The 15947-nt window shown below is 64.7% G+C and carries 17 protein-coding genes; 14 read left to right on the top strand and 3 right to left on the bottom strand.

Annotation, left to right across the window (positions count from 1 at the left end):
- Positions 1 to 13: 13 nt before the first annotated feature.
- Entirely contained in the window at positions 14 to 2380 is a 2367-nt protein-coding gene (locus tag HZB53_22420) for a DNA translocase FtsK 4TM domain-containing protein (GenBank protein MBI5880415.1), read from the top strand.
- A 593-nt stretch (positions 2381 to 2973) separates the two neighbouring features.
- Here the strand turns inward: HZB53_22420 and HZB53_22425 are convergent.
- On the bottom strand, positions 2974 to 3753 hold the full coding sequence (locus tag HZB53_22425) for a hypothetical protein (GenBank protein MBI5880416.1): 780 nt from the start codon (positions 3751 to 3753) through the stop codon (positions 2974 to 2976).
- A gap of 71 nt (positions 3754 to 3824) precedes the next feature.
- Positions 3825 to 5078 (bottom strand): hypothetical protein, encoded by a 1254-nt coding sequence (locus HZB53_22430; protein MBI5880417.1) that lies wholly within the window; start codon positions 5076 to 5078, stop codon positions 3825 to 3827.
- 589 nt (positions 5079 to 5667) lie between these two features.
- On the opposite strand from HZB53_22430, the gene sufC reads away from it, so the two are divergent.
- The 13 genes from sufC to HZB53_22495 all read left to right on the top strand — a co-directional run bounded on the left by sufC (position 5668) and on the right by HZB53_22495 (position 15286).
- Complete coding sequence (sufC, locus tag HZB53_22435; protein ID MBI5880418.1) at positions 5668 to 6435, top strand: Fe-S cluster assembly ATPase SufC; 768 nt, start codon at positions 5668 to 5670, stop codon at positions 6433 to 6435.
- Positions 6436 to 6460: 25 nt separating this feature from the next.
- On the top strand, positions 6461 to 7888 hold the full coding sequence (sufB, locus tag HZB53_22440; protein MBI5880419.1) for a Fe-S cluster assembly protein SufB: 1428 nt from the start codon (positions 6461 to 6463) through the stop codon (positions 7886 to 7888).
- Between the two features lie 133 nt (positions 7889 to 8021).
- Positions 8022 to 9359 carry a Fe-S cluster assembly protein SufD gene (sufD, locus tag HZB53_22445; protein MBI5880420.1) on the top strand — a complete coding sequence of 446 codons (1338 nt, stop codon included), beginning with the start codon at positions 8022 to 8024 and terminating at the stop codon, positions 9357 to 9359.
- A gap of 51 nt (positions 9360 to 9410) precedes the next feature.
- Positions 9411 to 9806 (top strand): SUF system NifU family Fe-S cluster assembly protein, encoded by a 396-nt coding sequence (locus tag HZB53_22450; protein ID MBI5880421.1) that lies wholly within the window; start codon positions 9411 to 9413, stop codon positions 9804 to 9806.
- A 39-nt stretch (positions 9807 to 9845) separates the two neighbouring features.
- Complete coding sequence (locus HZB53_22455) at positions 9846 to 10160, top strand: non-heme iron oxygenase ferredoxin subunit (protein ID MBI5880422.1); 315 nt, start codon at positions 9846 to 9848, stop codon at positions 10158 to 10160.
- Positions 10161 to 10178: 18 nt separating this feature from the next.
- Entirely contained in the window at positions 10179 to 10514 is a 336-nt protein-coding gene (locus HZB53_22460; protein MBI5880423.1) for a metal-sulfur cluster assembly factor, read from the top strand.
- A 24-nt stretch (positions 10515 to 10538) separates the two neighbouring features.
- A complete protein-coding gene (gene moaA, locus HZB53_22465) occupies positions 10539 to 11528 on the top strand; it encodes a GTP 3',8-cyclase MoaA (protein ID MBI5880424.1) in 990 nt (329 codons plus the stop codon).
- A gap of 31 nt (positions 11529 to 11559) precedes the next feature.
- A complete protein-coding gene (locus HZB53_22470; protein ID MBI5880425.1) occupies positions 11560 to 12795 on the top strand; it encodes a cysteine desulfurase in 1236 nt (411 codons plus the stop codon).
- Positions 12728 to 13477 (top strand): translation initiation factor IF-3, encoded by a 750-nt coding sequence (locus HZB53_22475; GenBank protein MBI5880426.1) that lies wholly within the window; start codon positions 12728 to 12730, stop codon positions 13475 to 13477. The genes HZB53_22470 and HZB53_22475 overlap by 68 nt, the downstream gene beginning before the upstream one ends.
- An 81-nt stretch (positions 13478 to 13558) precedes the next feature.
- The gene (rpmI, locus tag HZB53_22480) at positions 13559 to 13762 is read left to right on the top strand and encodes a 50S ribosomal protein L35 (GenBank protein ID MBI5880427.1); all 204 of its coding nucleotides are present in this window, start codon (positions 13559 to 13561) and stop codon (positions 13760 to 13762) included.
- Positions 13763 to 13792: 30 nt separating this feature from the next.
- Entirely contained in the window at positions 13793 to 14149 is a 357-nt protein-coding gene (gene rplT / locus HZB53_22485; GenBank protein ID MBI5880428.1) for a 50S ribosomal protein L20, read from the top strand.
- A gap of 2 nt (positions 14150 to 14151) precedes the next feature.
- Positions 14152 to 14937, top strand: a complete 786-nt coding sequence (locus HZB53_22490) for an RNA methyltransferase (protein MBI5880429.1) — start codon at positions 14152 to 14154, stop codon at positions 14935 to 14937.
- Between the two features lie 40 nt (positions 14938 to 14977).
- Positions 14978 to 15286: a type I restriction endonuclease subunit M gene (locus HZB53_22495; protein MBI5880430.1), complete on the top strand. Its 309-nt coding sequence runs from the start codon at positions 14978 to 14980 to the stop codon at positions 15284 to 15286.
- Between the two features lie 234 nt (positions 15287 to 15520).
- On the opposite strand, the gene HZB53_22500 is transcribed toward HZB53_22495, so the two are convergent.
- The gene (locus HZB53_22500) at positions 15521 to 15709 is read right to left on the bottom strand and encodes a hypothetical protein (protein ID MBI5880431.1); all 189 of its coding nucleotides are present in this window, start codon (positions 15707 to 15709) and stop codon (positions 15521 to 15523) included.
- Positions 15710 to 15947 lie beyond the last annotated feature (238 nt).

The raw sequence follows: 15947 nt of genomic DNA on the forward strand, positions 1-15947 counted from the left end.
TCGAGGCTGTATTATGGCGCGCAAAAAAGAGACCCCACCTCCTCCGCCCAAACCGCGGTTCACGCTTAACCCGGAACTCTGGAAGCAACTGGTCGCCATTGGACTGATCGCGCTGGCGCTGGTCATCCTGCTTTCCCTTGTCACCGGCGATCGCGGCCCGGCAACGGATTTTCTCATCACGTCGCTGCGCCTGTTCGTCGGCTGGGGCGTCATCCTCGCGCCGATCTGGCTGGTCGCCGCCGGTGCGTACCTGTTCCTCGACAGCCTCAACCGCCTGCCGAACATCGGTCTGGAGCGCCCACTCGGCGCGATCCTGCTCTACCTCGTCGCGCTGGCGTTCATCCACCTCGTCGTCAAGTCGCTCGGCGGCTACTCAGACGCGAAGATGCCGGTCATGGACGCGGGCGGTATGGTCGGGCAGACGGTTGCCAATCTGCTGGTTGGCGCAGTCAACGAGGCGGGCGCATACATCCTGCTCGTCGCGCTCATGTTGGTCGGCATCGTGATGGCGCTGAACATTTCGCTGACGCAGATCCCGGCCATCGTGCAGCACGGATTGGCGCGAACGCGGGGCGAGGCGTTCATGCCCGGCGTCAAGATCAACCTCGGCCCGTCGCGCACGCAGCCGTCGCTGATCCCGCCGCTGCCGGGCAAGGGCGACGAGCAGTCGAGCGGGCGGCGCGCCAGCGTGCAGGCGACCGCTTCGCAACCCCGGGGCGATAGCACGACGGCGCGCCCGGGTGCGCGCGAGAAGAAGCCCGCCGTCGTGCTGGGCCGCGCCGAAGAGCCGCAGCCGCCGCTGCCGCCGATGATGCCGCGCATCATTGGCGAAGTGAAGCACGAGTGGACGCTGCCCAACGCCGACGGCATCCTCGCACCGAACGTGGAGCAGGAGCTGAGCCAGTCGGAGATCCGCGACCGCGTCAAGATCATCGAGCAGACGCTGGGACAGTTCGGCGTGCCGGCGCGCGTGGTCGAAGTCTCGCAGGGACCGACGGTAACGCAGTTCGGCATCGAGCCGGGCTTTGTGGACCGCAAGGGCACCGACGGCCAGTCGAAGCAGGTCAAGGTCAAAGTCTCGGCGATCGCGGGGCTGGCCAACGACCTCGCGCTGGCGCTGGCCGCCTCGCCGATCCGCATCGAAGCGCCGATCCCCGGCCGCGCCATGGTCGGCATCGAAGTGCCGAACTCGCAGACCGCGTTGGTCAGCCTGCGCTCCGTCGTCGAGTCCGAGCCGTACGTCAAGGAAGAGTCGCGGCTCAAGATCGCGCTGGGCCAGGATGTCGCCGGGCAGCCGATCGTCGCCGACCTGGGCACGATGCCGCACCTGCTGATTGCCGGCGCGACCGGTTCCGGCAAGTCGGTCTGCATCAACGCAGTCATCGCCTGCCTGCTGATGACCAACTCGCCGAACGAGCTCAACCTGGTCATGGTCGACCCGAAGATGGTCGAGTTGGTGACCTATAACGGCGTGCCGCACCTGGTCATGCCGGTCATCACCGACGTCGACCGGGTCGTCAACGCGCTGCAGTGGGCGGCCAGCGAGATGGAGCGGCGCTACAAGCTGTTCGCGACGGCGGGCGCGCGCAACCTGGACGGCTACAACCGCCACCAGACCGAGCTCAACGAGCCGAAGCTGCCATACCTGGTCATCATCATCGACGAACTGGCCGACCTGATGATGTCGCGCGCCGAAGAGTGCGAGAAGCTGATCTGCCGTCTGGCGCAGATGTCGCGCGCCACCGGCATCCACCTGATTCTCGCCACCCAGCGCCCGTCGGTCGACGTGGTGACGGGCCTGATCAAGGCCAATTTCCCGGCGCGCATCGCTTTCGCGGTGACGACGCAGACCGATAGCCGCGTCATCCTCGACGGCAGCGGTGCGGAAAAGCTGCTCGGGCGCGGCGACATGCTCTACATGTCGTCCGACTCGTCGAAGCTGGTGCGCCTGCAGGGCTGCTACGTGTCCGACGACGAACTGCGCAAACTGGTCACCTACTGGCGCGGCCAGGTCGTGCCCGATGGCTCGGAGCCGGAGAATGCGGGCGCGATGGCCGAGGCCGCGCCGATACCGCTCGTGCAACGGCCGCTATGGGAGGACGTGATCGCGCAGCAGAAGGCACAGGCCGCCGCCGCCGGGCGCGACGAACTGTTGGATAAGGCGATCGAGGTGGTGCAGCAGCACGGGCGCGCGTCGGTCTCGCTGCTGCAGCGCAAGCTGCGCATCGGCTACAGCCGCGCGGCGCGACTGATTGACCTACTGGAGGAAGACGGCGTCATTGGGCCGCCAAAGGAAGCCGGCCGCGAGCGCGAGGTGCTGGTGCGCGGCAGCACGCCGGCCGACTCCCGCGAGTGGAACGAAGCCGACGAAGAGGAATGACCGGGTTGACAGAATGACACGGTGACAAGATGGCAAGATGACAGGGTGACAGGATGCCCCGTCATCCTCGTGTGATACGAAGAAGGCCCCACGGCGTTGAATTGCCACGGGGCCTTTGTCTTTTTACGCCACCGTGAGTCACAGCGACACAGAGGAGGGACAACTCTGTTCCCTGTTCCCTGTTCCCTGACCCCTGTTCCCTGTTCCCTGACCCCTGTTTCCCGATCCCTGACTCCTGTTCCCTGTTCCCTGACCCCTGTTCCCCGATCCCTGTTCCCTGTTCCCTGACCCCTGTTCCCTGTTCCCTGACCCCTGTTCCCCGATCCCTGTTCCCTGTTCCCCGATCCCTGTTCCCTGTTTCCCGATCCCTGTTCCCTGTTCCCCGATCCCTGACCCCTGTTCCCCGATCCCTGACCCCTGTTCCCCGATCCCTGACCCCTGTTTCCCGATCCCTGTTCCCTGTTCCCCGATCCCTGTTCCCTGTTCCCTGTTCCCTGACCCCTGTTCCCCGATCCCTGACCCCTGTTTCCCGATCCCTGTTCCCTGTTCCCCGATCCCTGACCCCTGTTCCCCGATCCCTGACCCCTGTTCCCCTATCTCTGCCGAATGATGACTGGCACGACCTGCACACCGCCGCCTTTATACGTCATCAGGCCGCACGGCTTTGTGTCGGTGTCGGGGTCGGTCGTCACGGCCAGCACGTTGGAGATCGCCTTGCCGTCGCCGTCGCGCAGCACCACGTACCAGGTGCCGGCTTTGGGCGGGTAGCTGTTCGACAGCACGATCTGCGCGTTGTACTGCGTCGGCGCGCCGGCGTCCTTGAACTGGTTGGCTGAAACGCTGTCCGCGCCCTGCCAGCCGTCGGCCGAGACGTGCATGGTGTATCCGGCGATGGCGTTGCCGCTGCGGTCCTGCACCTGCCCGTTAATGCCGGTGAACGAGCAGTTGTTGGACTTGCTCGTGTCGCCCAGGCTGATCGTGAACTGCCCGGATGGCGCCGTCGTGACGGTGCTGGTCGGCGGCGCGGCGGCGGTCGTGCTGGTTGGCGCGACTGCACCCGTCGTCGCCGTCGGCGGCGCGGGTGTGCGGGTGCGGGTCGCCGTCGCCGCCGGGCGCGTGGGCGTGCGCGTCGGGGTGGCGGTTGCCGGCGGGCGTGTGCTGGTAGCGATCGCCGTCGGCGTCGCCGTGGTGGTCGGTGTGGGCGTGGCGGTCGCCGTCGGCGGCACGGGCGTCTCAGTGGCTGTTGGTGTAACCGTGGGCGTCGGCGTGCGCGTCGGGCGCGCCGTCGGCACGGCCGTCGGCGCGGGCGCAAACGGACCGCAGGCGGCGAGCAGAAGCAGGCCAATGGCCAGGAACAAGAGTCGGCTAGTCATATGCACACTCGCTGTCGCATCCAGGCTGTGCCGATTGTAGCACGGGTGCGCGCCGGACGATAATCACCGCGTTAGTTGCACGCCGGCGGAACCGGCAAATCGAATACAGGGCGTTGCTCAACGCGGGGTGCATGGATCGGCGCAACCTTCATGGCGCCCGCCGCCAGGTCGACAATGATCATGCCATATGGTGATGCCTCAAACTCATAATGTCCCGGAGTCAGCATGAGCACATGGCGTCCCGGTTCGTCACCGACCTTGGGTGGCATCTGAATATCGAGGCTGATGCCGGCCAGCGCTTTGAGGGTGACGACGGGCGCTTTGCCGCCGTGATTCTCGACGACGAGCAGGGCCTTGCCGGGTTCGGGGCGTGCGAACCAGGCCGGGCATGTCGGCGGCGGTGGCGGCGCTGCAGGGGTTGGCGCTACGTAGCCGGCACATCCCGCCGGCACGATCAAGACCGTGACATCGGGCGGGTAGGTCGGAGACCCCCAGCGTACGGCGACCTGCTGTCCGCTGGCTAGATCAACCGTGAAGTTGTGCAAGAACAACGAAAAGCGGTAGCGACCGGGTGCAAAGGACGCGACCAAGCGCGTCGGCTCGCTGCCCGTCCGCTTTGGAAATGGGGCGCTGAAACTGACGCCGTCGATGCCGTCGATAATACTGGAGTTGGTGGTGTGATTCTCGAAAACGATGATGCCTTTGCCCTCTTGCGGTGTTGTGAACCAGGCCGGGCACTGTGGGGGTGACACGACAACGACGGGCGGCGCGCCGCCGGGACACCCCCACGGGGGCGTCAATGGCGAGACGCGCGATACAATGCTCTTGTCTTTTGGCGAATTTCGGCCACCCGCGCCAATCACCGACTCCGCAGTCAATGCCACCAGCCAATACTGGCCGGAACCCAATTGAACTCGAACCGATGTGCCGCCGAATGTGGCGTTGATCGGCAGTTCATAGGCATCCGGCCCCAGTGCCAACGTGATGCGACCGGGTTCCGCGTCAGAAGCGGCCGGTACCTGTAATTCTGATCTGCCCGGAATGTTTCCGACGGCGACCGGTTCGTTGATATAGTTCTCGATTGTCAAAAGCGCCTTTCCGGGCTCTGGGGTGCCGAACCAACCGGGACAGGCAGGTGGCGCTTGTCCGGTGTCCGCGATCGGCTGAGGTGTCGGCGTCGCGGGCAGGCGTGTGGCGGTGGGCGGCGCGGGTGTCTCCGTCGGTGTTCCGGTTGCGATGATGGTCGGCGAATGCGAAGGCGCCGGCGTCGCGGTCGCCGTGCCCGTCGGCGTCGCAGTCGGCGGCACGGGCGTTGCGCTGGGCACAGCGGTTGCCGTGGGGGCGCTGGTCGGCAGTGGCGACGGAGCGGCCGTCGGGATGGGGGTCGTCGTCGCAGGCGCACAAGCCACAACAAAGAGCGACAGAAACATAGCCAACAAGGAGAGCAAGCGGACCATGGGTATCCTCCGCGCGGCAGGGTTGTCTTGGCCTGTGCCGATTGTAGCACAGGCCCGTGCCGAACGGTAGTCACGCGCCGACCGCGCGAGCACGGTCGCACGGTTTGTCAAGCGACTATTGAATCACCCCGGTGCGAGGCCATCCATCCCGGCTTCCGAGCGGCATCGAGCCAAATTGGGGAAAGCCGTCTCCACAAAAAGCGGATCCACGAAGAGACACGAATGGTGCAATTCCGGCTTTGGCGGCGTTCGACCAGTGAGCTACGCAGGATGTATTCTCGCTCACCGGTCGGGCGGTTTGGGGAATCAACAGGGCCAAAACCATTCGTGTTTCTTCGTGTCCCTTGGTGGAAAACGCCGGTTTTCGACTTTTTCTGTATTCTCTCATAAATATTTGCATTAATCTCTTTTGCCTGCTATAATGGCCTAGACTTTGATAGAAAGGGACGACACAGCAATGGCTTCGCAACTTGAAATCAAGAACCTCCATGTCAGCGTGGAGGGCAAGGAAATCCTCAAAGGGCTCAACCTGACGATCAGTCAGGGTGAAACCCATGCTCTCATGGGACCGAACGGTTCGGGCAAGAGCACGCTGGCGTACACATTGAGCGGCCACCCGAAGTACCTGGTGACCGACGGCGATGTGCTCTTTGAAGGCGAGAGCATCATCGCCATGTCGTCGGACGAACGCGCGCGCAAGGGCGTCTTCCTGGCGTTCCAGTACCCCGTCGCCGTGCCGGGCGTCAGCATGGCCAACTTCCTCCGCCTCGCGTATCGCTCGGTGAAGGGCGATTCGAGCCAGCCGGAGTCGCGCCGCGAAGAGGTGCTCTCCATCCCGAAGTTCCGCAAGCTGATGCGCGAGAAGATGGCGATGCTAAAGATGGACGAATCGTTCGCCACGCGCTACCTGAACGACGGCTTCTCCGGCGGCGAGAAGAAGCGCGCCGAGATCCTTCAGATGGCGATCCTCGAGCCAAAGATTGCGATCCTCGACGAGACCGACTCCGGGCTTGATATTGATGCCCTGCGCATCGTATCCGATGGCGTGAATCTGCTGAAGGGGCCGAATCTCGGATTGCTGGTCATCACGCACTACAACCGCATCCTGAACTACATCAAGCCCGATATCGTGCACGTGCTGGTGGACGGCGCGATCCAGCGGAGCGGCGGCCCCGAGCTGGCGCTGCAACTGGAAGAGACGGGCTATGAGAGCGTGGTGAGGTAGTTTTTCACCACACAGGGGGATAGAGATGTCTATAGACGAGCAGAAGCAACTACTGGACTTTGGCGCGTCGGGCTCGACGTACAAAGAAAAATACGGTTTCTTCGATGCGGAGAAATACTCATTCCGCTCGCGCAAGGGCCTGAACAAGGACATTGTCGAGGAAATCTCGTGGATGAAGAATGAGCCGGATTGGATGCGCCAGTTCCGGCTGCGCGCCTACGATATATTTGAGAAGAAGCCGCTGCCGCAGTGGGGCGGCAACCTGAACGAGATCAACTTTCAGGACATCTTCTATTATGTGCGTGCGTCGGAGAAGTCGGCCAAGAACTGGGACGACGTGCCGACCGATGTGAAGCGCACGTTCGACCGGCTGGGCATCCCGGAGGCCGAGCAGAAGTTCCTCGCCGGCGTCGGCGCACAGTACGAGTCGGAGTCGGTCTACCACTCGATCAAGGAATCGCTGACCAATCAGGGCGTGCTGTTCACGGACATGGACACGGCCGTGCGCGAGCACTCGGACATCGTCAGGAAGTATTTCGCGACGGTCATCCCGCCGGCCGACAACAAACTGGCGGCGCTCAACAGCGCGGTCTGGTCCGGCGGCTCGTTCATCTACGTGCCGCCCGGCGTGCACGTGGACATGCCCCTGCAAGCGTATTTCCGCATCAACGCCCAGAACATGGGGCAGTTCGAGCGCACGCTGATTATCGTGGACGAGGGCGCCTTCGTGCACTACACCGAGGGCTGCACGGCACCGTCCTACACCACCGACTCGCTGCACTCGGCGGTGGTCGAGGTCATCGTGCATAAGGGCGCGCGCGCCCGCTACACGACGATCCAGAACTGGTCGTCGAACGTCTACAACCTCGTCACCAAGCGCGCCGTCGCCTATGAAGACGCGACGATGGAGTGGGTGGACGCGAACCTCGGCTCCAAGCTGACCATGAAGTACCCGTCGGTCTATATGCTCGGCAAGGGCGCGCACGCGGAGATGCTGTCGATCGCGTTTGCGGGCAAGGGCCAGCACCAGGACGCCGGCGCCAAGGCGGTACACGGCGCGCCATACACCACCAGCAACATCATCAGCAAGTCGATCAGCAAGGATGGCGGGCGTGCGGGCTACCGTGGCCTGGTCAAGGTCTACAAAGGCGCCGAGGGCGCCAAGTCGACCGTGCGCTGCGACGCACTGCTGCTGGACGAGACCTCGCGCTCGGACACCTACCCGTACATCGAGATCGACGAGGACAACGTCAGCGTCGGCCATGAGGCGACCGTCAGCAAGATCGGCGACGAGCAACTCTTCTACCTTATGAGCCGCGGCATCTCGGCAGACGACGCGGCGGCCATGATCGTCAGCGGTTTCATCGAGCCGATTGTGAAGGAGCTGCCGATGGAATATGCGGTCGAGATGAACCGGCTGATCCAGCTGCAAATGGAAGGTTCGGTAGGTTAAGTCCACCTTCGGGGGGAGGGGGACGGGAGACCGGGCGGGCGGCCGCCCGTCCGGTCTCCCGCTTTTTGCGAATGCACACACAACGCCCGGCGCGCAGGCGACCGGGCCGGTACGAAGCGGAGAAGCGATTACGATGACTGAATTAACGACGACGGGGCTGGCATCGGCCGCGACCGTGGAAGCGCTCTCGAACAGCCGCAACGAATCGGGCTGGGTGCGCAAGGCGCGACAGGATGCGTGGGCCATTTACCAGCGCACCCCGATGCCGACGATCAACGACGAATTGTGGCGGCGCACCGACATCAGCCTGCTGAAGCTCGACCAGTTGCAGGCGGTGCTGACGACCGGCCCGCAGGCGAACTCCGTGGACGCACTGCCGGACGGTGTGCGCGGGCTGCTGGATGCCGGCGATGCCGACGCGGCGGGCTACCTGGCACAGGTCGACTCCGCCACGGTGTTCAATTCGCTGCGCGACGACCTCGCGAAGCAGGGCGTGATCTTCTGCTCGCTGGAGACGGCGATGCGCGAGCACGCCGGGCTGGTGCGCGACTACTTCATGACCAGCGCGGTGCCGCCGACCTACGGCAAGTTCGAGGCGCTGCACGGCGCGCTCTGGTCGGGCGGCGTGTTCCTGTACGTGCCGCAGGGCGTGAAGGTTGAACTGCCGTTCCGCGCCGGCTTCTGGCAGGAAGCCGCCCGCGCCGGCATCTTCCCCCACACGCTGATTATCGCCGACGCCGGTTCTGAAGTAACATACATCGAATCGTACGGGTCGCAGACCCAGCCGGAAACGGCTATGAGCGACCACGCCGTCGAACTCTTCCTCAAGGAAGGCGCGAACCTGACGTTTGTCACGCTGCAAAACTGGGGCCGGCACATGTACTCGCTCGGCGCCCAGCGCGGCATGATCGAGCGCGACGCGACGCTGCAGTGGGTCATCGGCACGCTGGGCAGCAAAGTGACGAAGACGCATCACGAGCTGTTCATGCTCGGGCCCGGCGGCAACGGCAATATTCACGGATTCTATTTCGCGGACTCGAAGCAGCACCTCGACCACCATACGCAGCAGGAGCACTTCGCCGGCCACACGACCAGCGACCTGATGTTGAAGGGCGTGCTGAAGGATCAGGCGCGCACCGTCTATCAGGGCCTGATCCACGTGCACAAGGCCGCGCAGCGCTCCGACGCCTACCAGGCGAACCGCAATCTGATCCTGTCGCCGAAAGCGCGCGCCGACTCGATCCCCGGCCTGGAGATCGAAGCCAACGACGTGCGCTGCACGCACGGCGCGACGGTCGGGCAGGTCGACGAAGAGATGATGTTCTACCTGCGCTCGCGCGGCTTGAGCGAGCCGCTGGCGCACCGGCTGGTGGTCGAAGGTTTCTTTGAGCCGTTGATGGACCGCATCCCGCTGGAAAGCGCGCGCCAGAAGCTGCGCGAGGCGATCCAGGATAAACTGGGCGCGTTCTAGGCGCTGCTTCCCGCATCGGGGGCGGCCGGAATGCCGCCCCCGATGGTAACCATGGACGACTATTACCGCGAAATCATTCTCGAGCATTACAAGCGCCCGTCGTATCGCGGGCAGATCCCCGGCGCCACCATTACGCATGAGGAAGACAACCCGCTGTGCGGCGACCGCATCCGAATCGAGTTGCTCGTCGAAGCGGGTGTCGTCAAGGATGCGCGCTTCAACGGCCAGGGCTGCGCGATCAGCCAGGCCTCGGCCGATATGCTGATGGAAGAGTTGCGCGGCAAGACGCTCGACGAGGCGCGGCAGCTCGACAAGCAGTTTGTGCTCGACATGCTCGGCATCCCGCTGACCCCCGCGCGCCTGAAATGCGCCCTACTCTCGCTGAAGGTGCTCAAGGTCGGCGTGTACGGCGCGCAGGCGTGGGCGGCCGACGAAGACGACGACTAAGCTGGCGCTTCACCACACCCCAAGGACGGCTTCATTCACATGCCCGCTTTTCACAAAGTAGCCAAGACCGCCGATGTGAAGGACGGACAGGCGAAGGTAGTTGAGATTGGCGACACCCGCGTGCTGCTGTGCAAGGTGGAAGGCCGCATCTGCGCCATCGCCGATATCTGCACGCACGACGGCGGCCCGCTCGGCGAGGGCGACCTCGACGGCCACGAAATTATCTGCCCCCGGCACGGCGCGCGCTTCGATGTGCGCACCGGCGCCGTGCTTTCGTTCCCGGCCATCATGCCCGTGGACGCCTATCCCGTCATGGTGGACGGCGACGACGTGCTGGTGGATGTGGACGCGTAAGGTCAGGGAGGAATTGCGATGAACACGTTTGACACGGATCGCCCGCAGCCCGAGGATCCCGATACGCCCGAAGGCCACGTCAAGGCGTCGCTGCGCAAGGTCTTTGACCCCGAAATCGGCCTGAACGTCGTCGAGCTCGGCCTGGTCCGCGAAATCAAACTCGACGGCGACCCGGCCGTGATTGACATGATGATGACCACGCCGTTTTGCCCGTACGCGGGTTGGCTCGTCCAGCAGGTCAAGCAGCAGGCCGAGCAGGTTGCGGCCGGCAAGACCTTCCGCGTCAACGTCCTGGCCGATGTCTGGAGCCCGGAACTGATGGAAGATCCCGGCTTGCTCACCGGCTGGTCGTAACCCGCTCGCGCCCACGAGGCCGCTATGCCGCTCGACAGTTTTCATCGCGAGATCAACTACCTGCGCATCTCGCTGACCGACCGCTGCAATCTGCGCTGCTCGTACTGCATGCCGCTGCACGGTCTGACCTTCACGCCGTCGCCCGACCTGCTGACGGCCGTGGAGATCGAGAAGGTTGTGCGCGCCGCGGCCGGCATCGGCTTCAACAAGTTCCGGTTGACCGGCGGCGAGCCAACCCTGCGTGCCGACATCGTGGAGATCACGCAGCGCATCGCCGGCGTTCCCGGCGCCAATGACCTCGGCATGACGACCAACGCCATGCTGCTGGACAAGCTGGCGCGGCCGCTCAAGGCGGCCGGGCTTAAGCGAGTCAACATCCACGTCGATTCGCTGAATGCAACGCGCATCAAGGCGTTAATGCGTTTCGCGGACCCCGATGCCATCTGGCGCGGCATTCATGCGGCCGAGGATGCCGGGCTGACGCCGCTCAAGTTCAACGCCGTCATCGCGCGCGGCTTCAACGAAGACGATGCGATCGAACTGGCACGGCTGACGCTGGAGCGCGCCTGGCAGGTGCGTTTCATCGAGTTGATGCCGCTTGGCTCAGGCCCCGAGGCGCAGTTTTCCATCGACCGCTACGTGTCCAATACCGAGATTCGGCGGCGCATCGAGGACGCGCTCGGCGAATTGCAGTATGTGCCGAACGAGAACCCGTCCGATGAGGCCGTCCGCTTCCGCCTGCAGGATGCGCCCGGCATCATCGGCTTCATCAGCCCGGTCAGCGAGCCGTACTGCGGCACGTGCAACCGCATGCGCCTGACGGCCGACGGCAAGTTCCATCTCTGCCTGCTGCACGACGACGAGATCGACATGCGCCAGATTCTGCGCGGCGGCGGCACGATCGCCGACCTGCAGGAGGCGCTGAACCGCGCGATTACGGCGAAGCCGACCGGCCACGGGCTGGCGACCGGCATCCACACGGTGAACCGCAAGATGCACCAGATCGGCGGCTGATCCGCCGGCGCAGCTATGACGAGGCCCCTTCATGACCACTGCTTTTGATACGGCCGCCATCCGTGCGGATTTCCCGATCCTGGCTCGCGCATTCGACGGCCTGCCGCTGATCTATCTGGACAGCGCCGCAACCTCGCAAAAGCCTGAAAGCGTCATCCGCGCGATGGACGACTACTACCGCCTGCACAATGCCAACGTGCACCGCGGCATTCACAAGCTAAGCGAGGAAGCGACGGCGCTGTACGAGAACGCGCGCAAGCGCGTGGCCAAGTTCATCAACGCGGCGTCGTGGCGCGAGCTGGTCTTCGTCAAGAACACGACCGAGGCGATCAACCTCGTCGCGTACAGCTGGGGCCGCGCCAACATCCGCGCCGGCGACGTCATCCTTTCGACCGAGATGGAACATCACTCCAATATCGTGCCCTGGCAGATGCTGGCCGCCGAGAAGGGCGCCCGGCTGGAGTTCGTGCCCGTCACCGACGACGGCGTGCTGCGTATGGACACGCTCGACGCACTGCTGACCCCGCAGGTCAAGCTGTTCACGTTTACCGCCATGTCGAACGTGCTTGGCACGATCAACCCCGTGGCTGAACTGGTGCGCCGGGGGCACGCCGTCGGCGCCATGACCCTGGTGGACGGCGCGCAGGCGGTGCCGCACATGCCGGTGGACGTGCAGGCGCTCGACTGCGACTTCCTGGCATTCAGCGGCCACAAGATGTGTGGGCCGACCGGCAGCGGCGGCCTGTACGGCAAGCGCGCGCTGCTGGAGGCGATGCCGCCATTCATGGGCGGCGGCGACATGATCCGCAGCGTGCACCTGCACGAATCGACCTGGAACGACCTGCCGCACAAGTTCGAAGCGGGCACGCCGTCGATCGCCGAGGGCGTCGGGTTGGGTGCGGCGGTCGACTACCTGACCGCCATCGGCATGGAGCGCATTCGCCAGCACGAGATCGATCTGGTTGGCTACGGCATCGACCGGCTGGCCGAGGTCAGTGATCTGACGCTTTACGGCCCCGCCGACCCGGCCATTCGCGGCGGCACGCTCACCTTCAACCTGAAGGGCGTCCACGCGCACGACCTGTCGACGCTGCTGGACCAGGACGGCATCGCCATTCGCGCCGGGCACCACTGCGCCCAGCCGCTGATGGAGCGCTACCATGTGGCCGCCACAGCGCGTGCGTCACTTTACCTGTATAATGAGCCAGCCGAGATCGACCGGCTGGTCGCCTCGGTACGGCACGCCAGACAGGTGTTCGGCGAATAGGGCGTCAGCAAACCGGGTCAACCGGCCCGTTTTTGACGGTATCGCCCTCTTGTGTTATATTACCAGCCGCTATCGGCGCTTTCCAGACCCGGAGGATAAGCTTATCAGTAGCAAGAACTCGCGAATTAACGAGCAGATCCGTGTACGCGAAGTCCGTTTGATCGACGTAGACGGCAAGCAGTTGGGTGTCGTGCCCACGCGCGAAGCGCTTGAAATGGCGCGCGCAAAGCAGGTGGATCTGGTCGAAGTCGCGCCCAACGCGGCGCCTCCGGTCTGCCGCCTCCTTGACTTCGGGAAGTTCATGTATGAACGGACGAAGAAGGAGCGCGAAGCCCGCAAAGCGCACAAAGTGCAGGAGCTAAAAGAACTGCGCTTCAAGCCGACGACCGACGAGTATCACATTGGCTTCAAGCTCAAGCAGGCGCGCAAATACCTGTCGGACGGCTCCAAAGTCAAGGTGAGCGTGTTGTTCCGGGGCCGCTCGATCACGCACCCGGAAGTCGGCAAGCGGCTGTTGGAACTGGTGGTGGAGAAGCTCGGCAGCGATGCGGCGCTGGAGCAGCCGCCGAAGATGGAAGGGCGGTCGCTGCAGATGGTGCTGGCGCCGCCGCCCAATACCGGGAAGACCAAGCCCGCGGAGAAGGCCGCTGCGCCGGCCAAGGTTCCGCAGGCATCAGCGTAGTGATATGCGGTTTGCTGCAGCGACATCCAGAGCTCACGGCCGGGCCGTGGGCTTTGTTTTCGATTCTGGAAGGAAGGTATCATGCCTAAACTTAAGACGCACAAAGCCACATCCAAGCGATTCAAGAAGACGGGTACCGGCAAGTTGGTGCGGACGCACATCGGCAAGAGCCACCTGCGCCGCCGCTCGGCGAAGCGCGTGAAGCGCGGCTTCGACAAGACTGAGGAAGTCGCGACGAAGGGCAACCAGCGCCGCGTCAGCCGGCTCGCGCCGTTCATGAAGTAGTCTTACCACGATTGCCAGAGGAGCAGTGCTATGACCAGAGTCAAGGGCGGACCGCAAGCGCGACGCCGCCATAACCGGGTACTGAAAGCCACCAAGGGCCAGCAAGGCGCGCGCCATCGCCTGATCCGCCGCGCCAACGAGGCGCGCCTGCACTCGATGGCGTACGCTTACCGCGACCATCGCAACCGCAAGCGCGACATGCGCCGCACGTGGATTATCCGCATCAACGCGGCGGCGCGCGCCCACGGCCTGTCGTACAGCAAGTTCATGGCCGGGTTGGCCGGCGCCGGTATCGAGATCGACCGCAAGATGCTCGCCGATCTGGCCGTGCGCGATAGCGCGGCCTTCACCAAGCTGGCCGAGTTAGCCGCCCCCAAGTCGAACTAGCCGTGATCGCGAGCCTGCAGAACGAGAAAGTCAGGCAGGCACGCGCGCTGGCCGGCCAGCGCAAAGCGCGCGAGCGCCTCGGGCAGTTCGTGATCGAGGGCGCGCATCTGCTGCAAGAAGCTGAAAGAGCGGGCATCCAGCCCGCTCTTCTGTTTTTCAGCGAGGCGGCGCTGCAGACGCCGGACGGCCGCCGTCTGGCCGCCCGCTGGCCGCGCATCGCCGAGACCGTCAGCGACAAGGTGCTGTCCTCCCTCAGCGAGACGGTCAGCCCGCAGGGCATCGTGGCCGTGGTGCCGTTCCCCGCGCTGGTTCTCGCGCGCCGTGAATTGCTGCTGGTGCTCGATGGTGTGCGCGACCCCGGCAATGCCGGCACGCTGCTGCGCAGCGCCGCCGCCGCCGGCGTCGATGCGGTATGGTTTGGCCCCGGCTGCGCCGACCTCTACAGCCCCAAGGTGGTGCGCGCGGCGATGGGCGCGCATTTCCGCCTGCCGGCGCGGGTCGCGTCCGGCTGGGCGGAGCTCGAAGCCGCCGTCGACGGGCTGGACGTGCTGCTCGCTGACGCAATGGGCGAGACCGACTATGACCGCTGGGACTGGCACCGCCCCGCGGCACTGGTTGTCGGCGGCGAGGCGGCCGGCGCGGGCGCCGAAGGCCGCGCGCGGGCGACGCACCGCGTGCGCATCCCGATGCACCGCGATACCGAATCGCTCAACGCGGCTGTGGCGGGTAGCATCATCCTCTTTGAGGCCGCGCGCCAGAGACGGCAAACCTCCCCCGCGCACCAATAATCCAATTCGTTCGGGCGCGTACAACGCGCCCGGTCACGCAATGGGCACATGCCATGTGCCCCTACGCATCGCCGGCGTGATCGTTCCGCAGGGCCTGCTACACCCAGCCAACCGCCACGATCGAGCGGCGACGTGGTCGGAGGTCAACCCGACGGACCGCTGGCGGTCGTACACCTGCGACGAACTGGCTGCGCGCGACAAAGCGAGCCTCGACATTTTCTGGCTGCGCGACGAGAGCCTCGAGGACTCAACGAACCTCCTCGACCCGGACGTGCTGGCGCGCGAGACCATGGAGGACCTGCAAGCGGCGATGGCGCAGTTCGCGGAGGTCGCCGGGGAGTTGGAGTAATGCTTTACAAACGGTTCGCCGCATTCACCTAACACGCGAAAAGACACGTAGGACCATGATCGAAAAGATGGCCCGCGCGCGGCGCGCACCTGCCCACCCCGTTGGATGAGGCGCCGCGCCTGCACCGTAGCGACGGTCGATTCGAAGCGCCGGCGTTTGTCGTCGAGCGCCGGCTGGCCGTGTGGGTTCATAATTTATGAAGAAAACAGCAGACCCGCCGTTGGGGCGGGCTTTTCAGCGGGTCTCGTCCTCGGCGGGCGGGCGGCGCCGCCGGCGGATCGTAAACATGACGATCGCGCGGATGAACGCGCTCAGCGACGGCTCGCGCGCTTCGTGCGCGACGAGCTTCAGTTCCTCCAGTTCCTGGTAGTCGAGTGTGAACGTGATATTGTGCGGGTCTTCAAACTTTTTCGGCCGGGCCATAGGCTCCTTTCCATATCAGAACATTTGTTCTATACCGATACTATAGCGCGCCTGCGGCTGCTTGTCAAGAGCCGGCGGCTGAATCAGCAGTTCTCATTTTGGAGTCGGCTGCCAATATGCCCCCTCATCCCCTGCCCCTTCTCCCCCGCGCGCGCGGGGGAGAAGGGGAAAAGCTGACGGGGAGGTGCGCGGCGGCGGCGCAGCCGCCGCGCACCTCCCCTAAGAATCTCGCCCCCTC

Source organism: Chloroflexota bacterium, from assembly GCA_016235055.1.
In the GTDB taxonomy this organism is placed as follows: Bacteria; Chloroflexota; Anaerolineae; order JACRMK01; family JACRMK01; genus JACRMK01.

Excerpts from the sequence above, each read along its gene's own strand:
- HZB53_22450 (MBI5880421.1), top strand. The coding sequence starts at position 9,411 with ATGGACGACTATTACCGCGAAATCATTCTCGAGCATTACAAGCGCCCG.
- HZB53_22425 (MBI5880416.1), bottom strand. The coding sequence starts at position 3,753 with ATGACTAGCCGACTCTTGTTCCTGGCCATTGGCCTGCTTCTGCTCGCC.
- sufD (MBI5880420.1), top strand. The coding sequence starts at position 8,022 with ATGACTGAATTAACGACGACGGGGCTGGCATCGGCCGCGACCGTGGAA.
- rplT (MBI5880428.1), top strand. The coding sequence starts at position 13,793 with ATGACCAGAGTCAAGGGCGGACCGCAAGCGCGACGCCGCCATAACCGG.
- sufB (MBI5880419.1), top strand. The coding sequence starts at position 6,461 with ATGTCTATAGACGAGCAGAAGCAACTACTGGACTTTGGCGCGTCGGGC.
- HZB53_22470 (MBI5880425.1), top strand. The coding sequence starts at position 11,560 with ATGACCACTGCTTTTGATACGGCCGCCATCCGTGCGGATTTCCCGATC.
- HZB53_22495 (MBI5880430.1), top strand. The coding sequence starts at position 14,978 with ATGGGCACATGCCATGTGCCCCTACGCATCGCCGGCGTGATCGTTCCG.
- HZB53_22420 (MBI5880415.1), top strand. The coding sequence starts at position 14 with ATGGCGCGCAAAAAAGAGACCCCACCTCCTCCGCCCAAACCGCGGTTC.
- HZB53_22475 (MBI5880426.1), top strand. The coding sequence starts at position 12,728 with ATGAGCCAGCCGAGATCGACCGGCTGGTCGCCTCGGTACGGCACGCCA.
- HZB53_22500 (MBI5880431.1), bottom strand. The coding sequence starts at position 15,709 with ATGGCCCGGCCGAAAAAGTTTGAAGACCCGCACAATATCACGTTCACA.
- rpmI (MBI5880427.1), top strand. The coding sequence starts at position 13,559 with ATGCCTAAACTTAAGACGCACAAAGCCACATCCAAGCGATTCAAGAAG.
- sufC (MBI5880418.1), top strand. The coding sequence starts at position 5,668 with ATGGCTTCGCAACTTGAAATCAAGAACCTCCATGTCAGCGTGGAGGGC.
- HZB53_22455 (MBI5880422.1), top strand. The coding sequence starts at position 9,846 with ATGCCCGCTTTTCACAAAGTAGCCAAGACCGCCGATGTGAAGGACGGA.
- HZB53_22460 (MBI5880423.1), top strand. The coding sequence starts at position 10,179 with ATGAACACGTTTGACACGGATCGCCCGCAGCCCGAGGATCCCGATACG.
- moaA (MBI5880424.1), top strand. The coding sequence starts at position 10,539 with ATGCCGCTCGACAGTTTTCATCGCGAGATCAACTACCTGCGCATCTCG.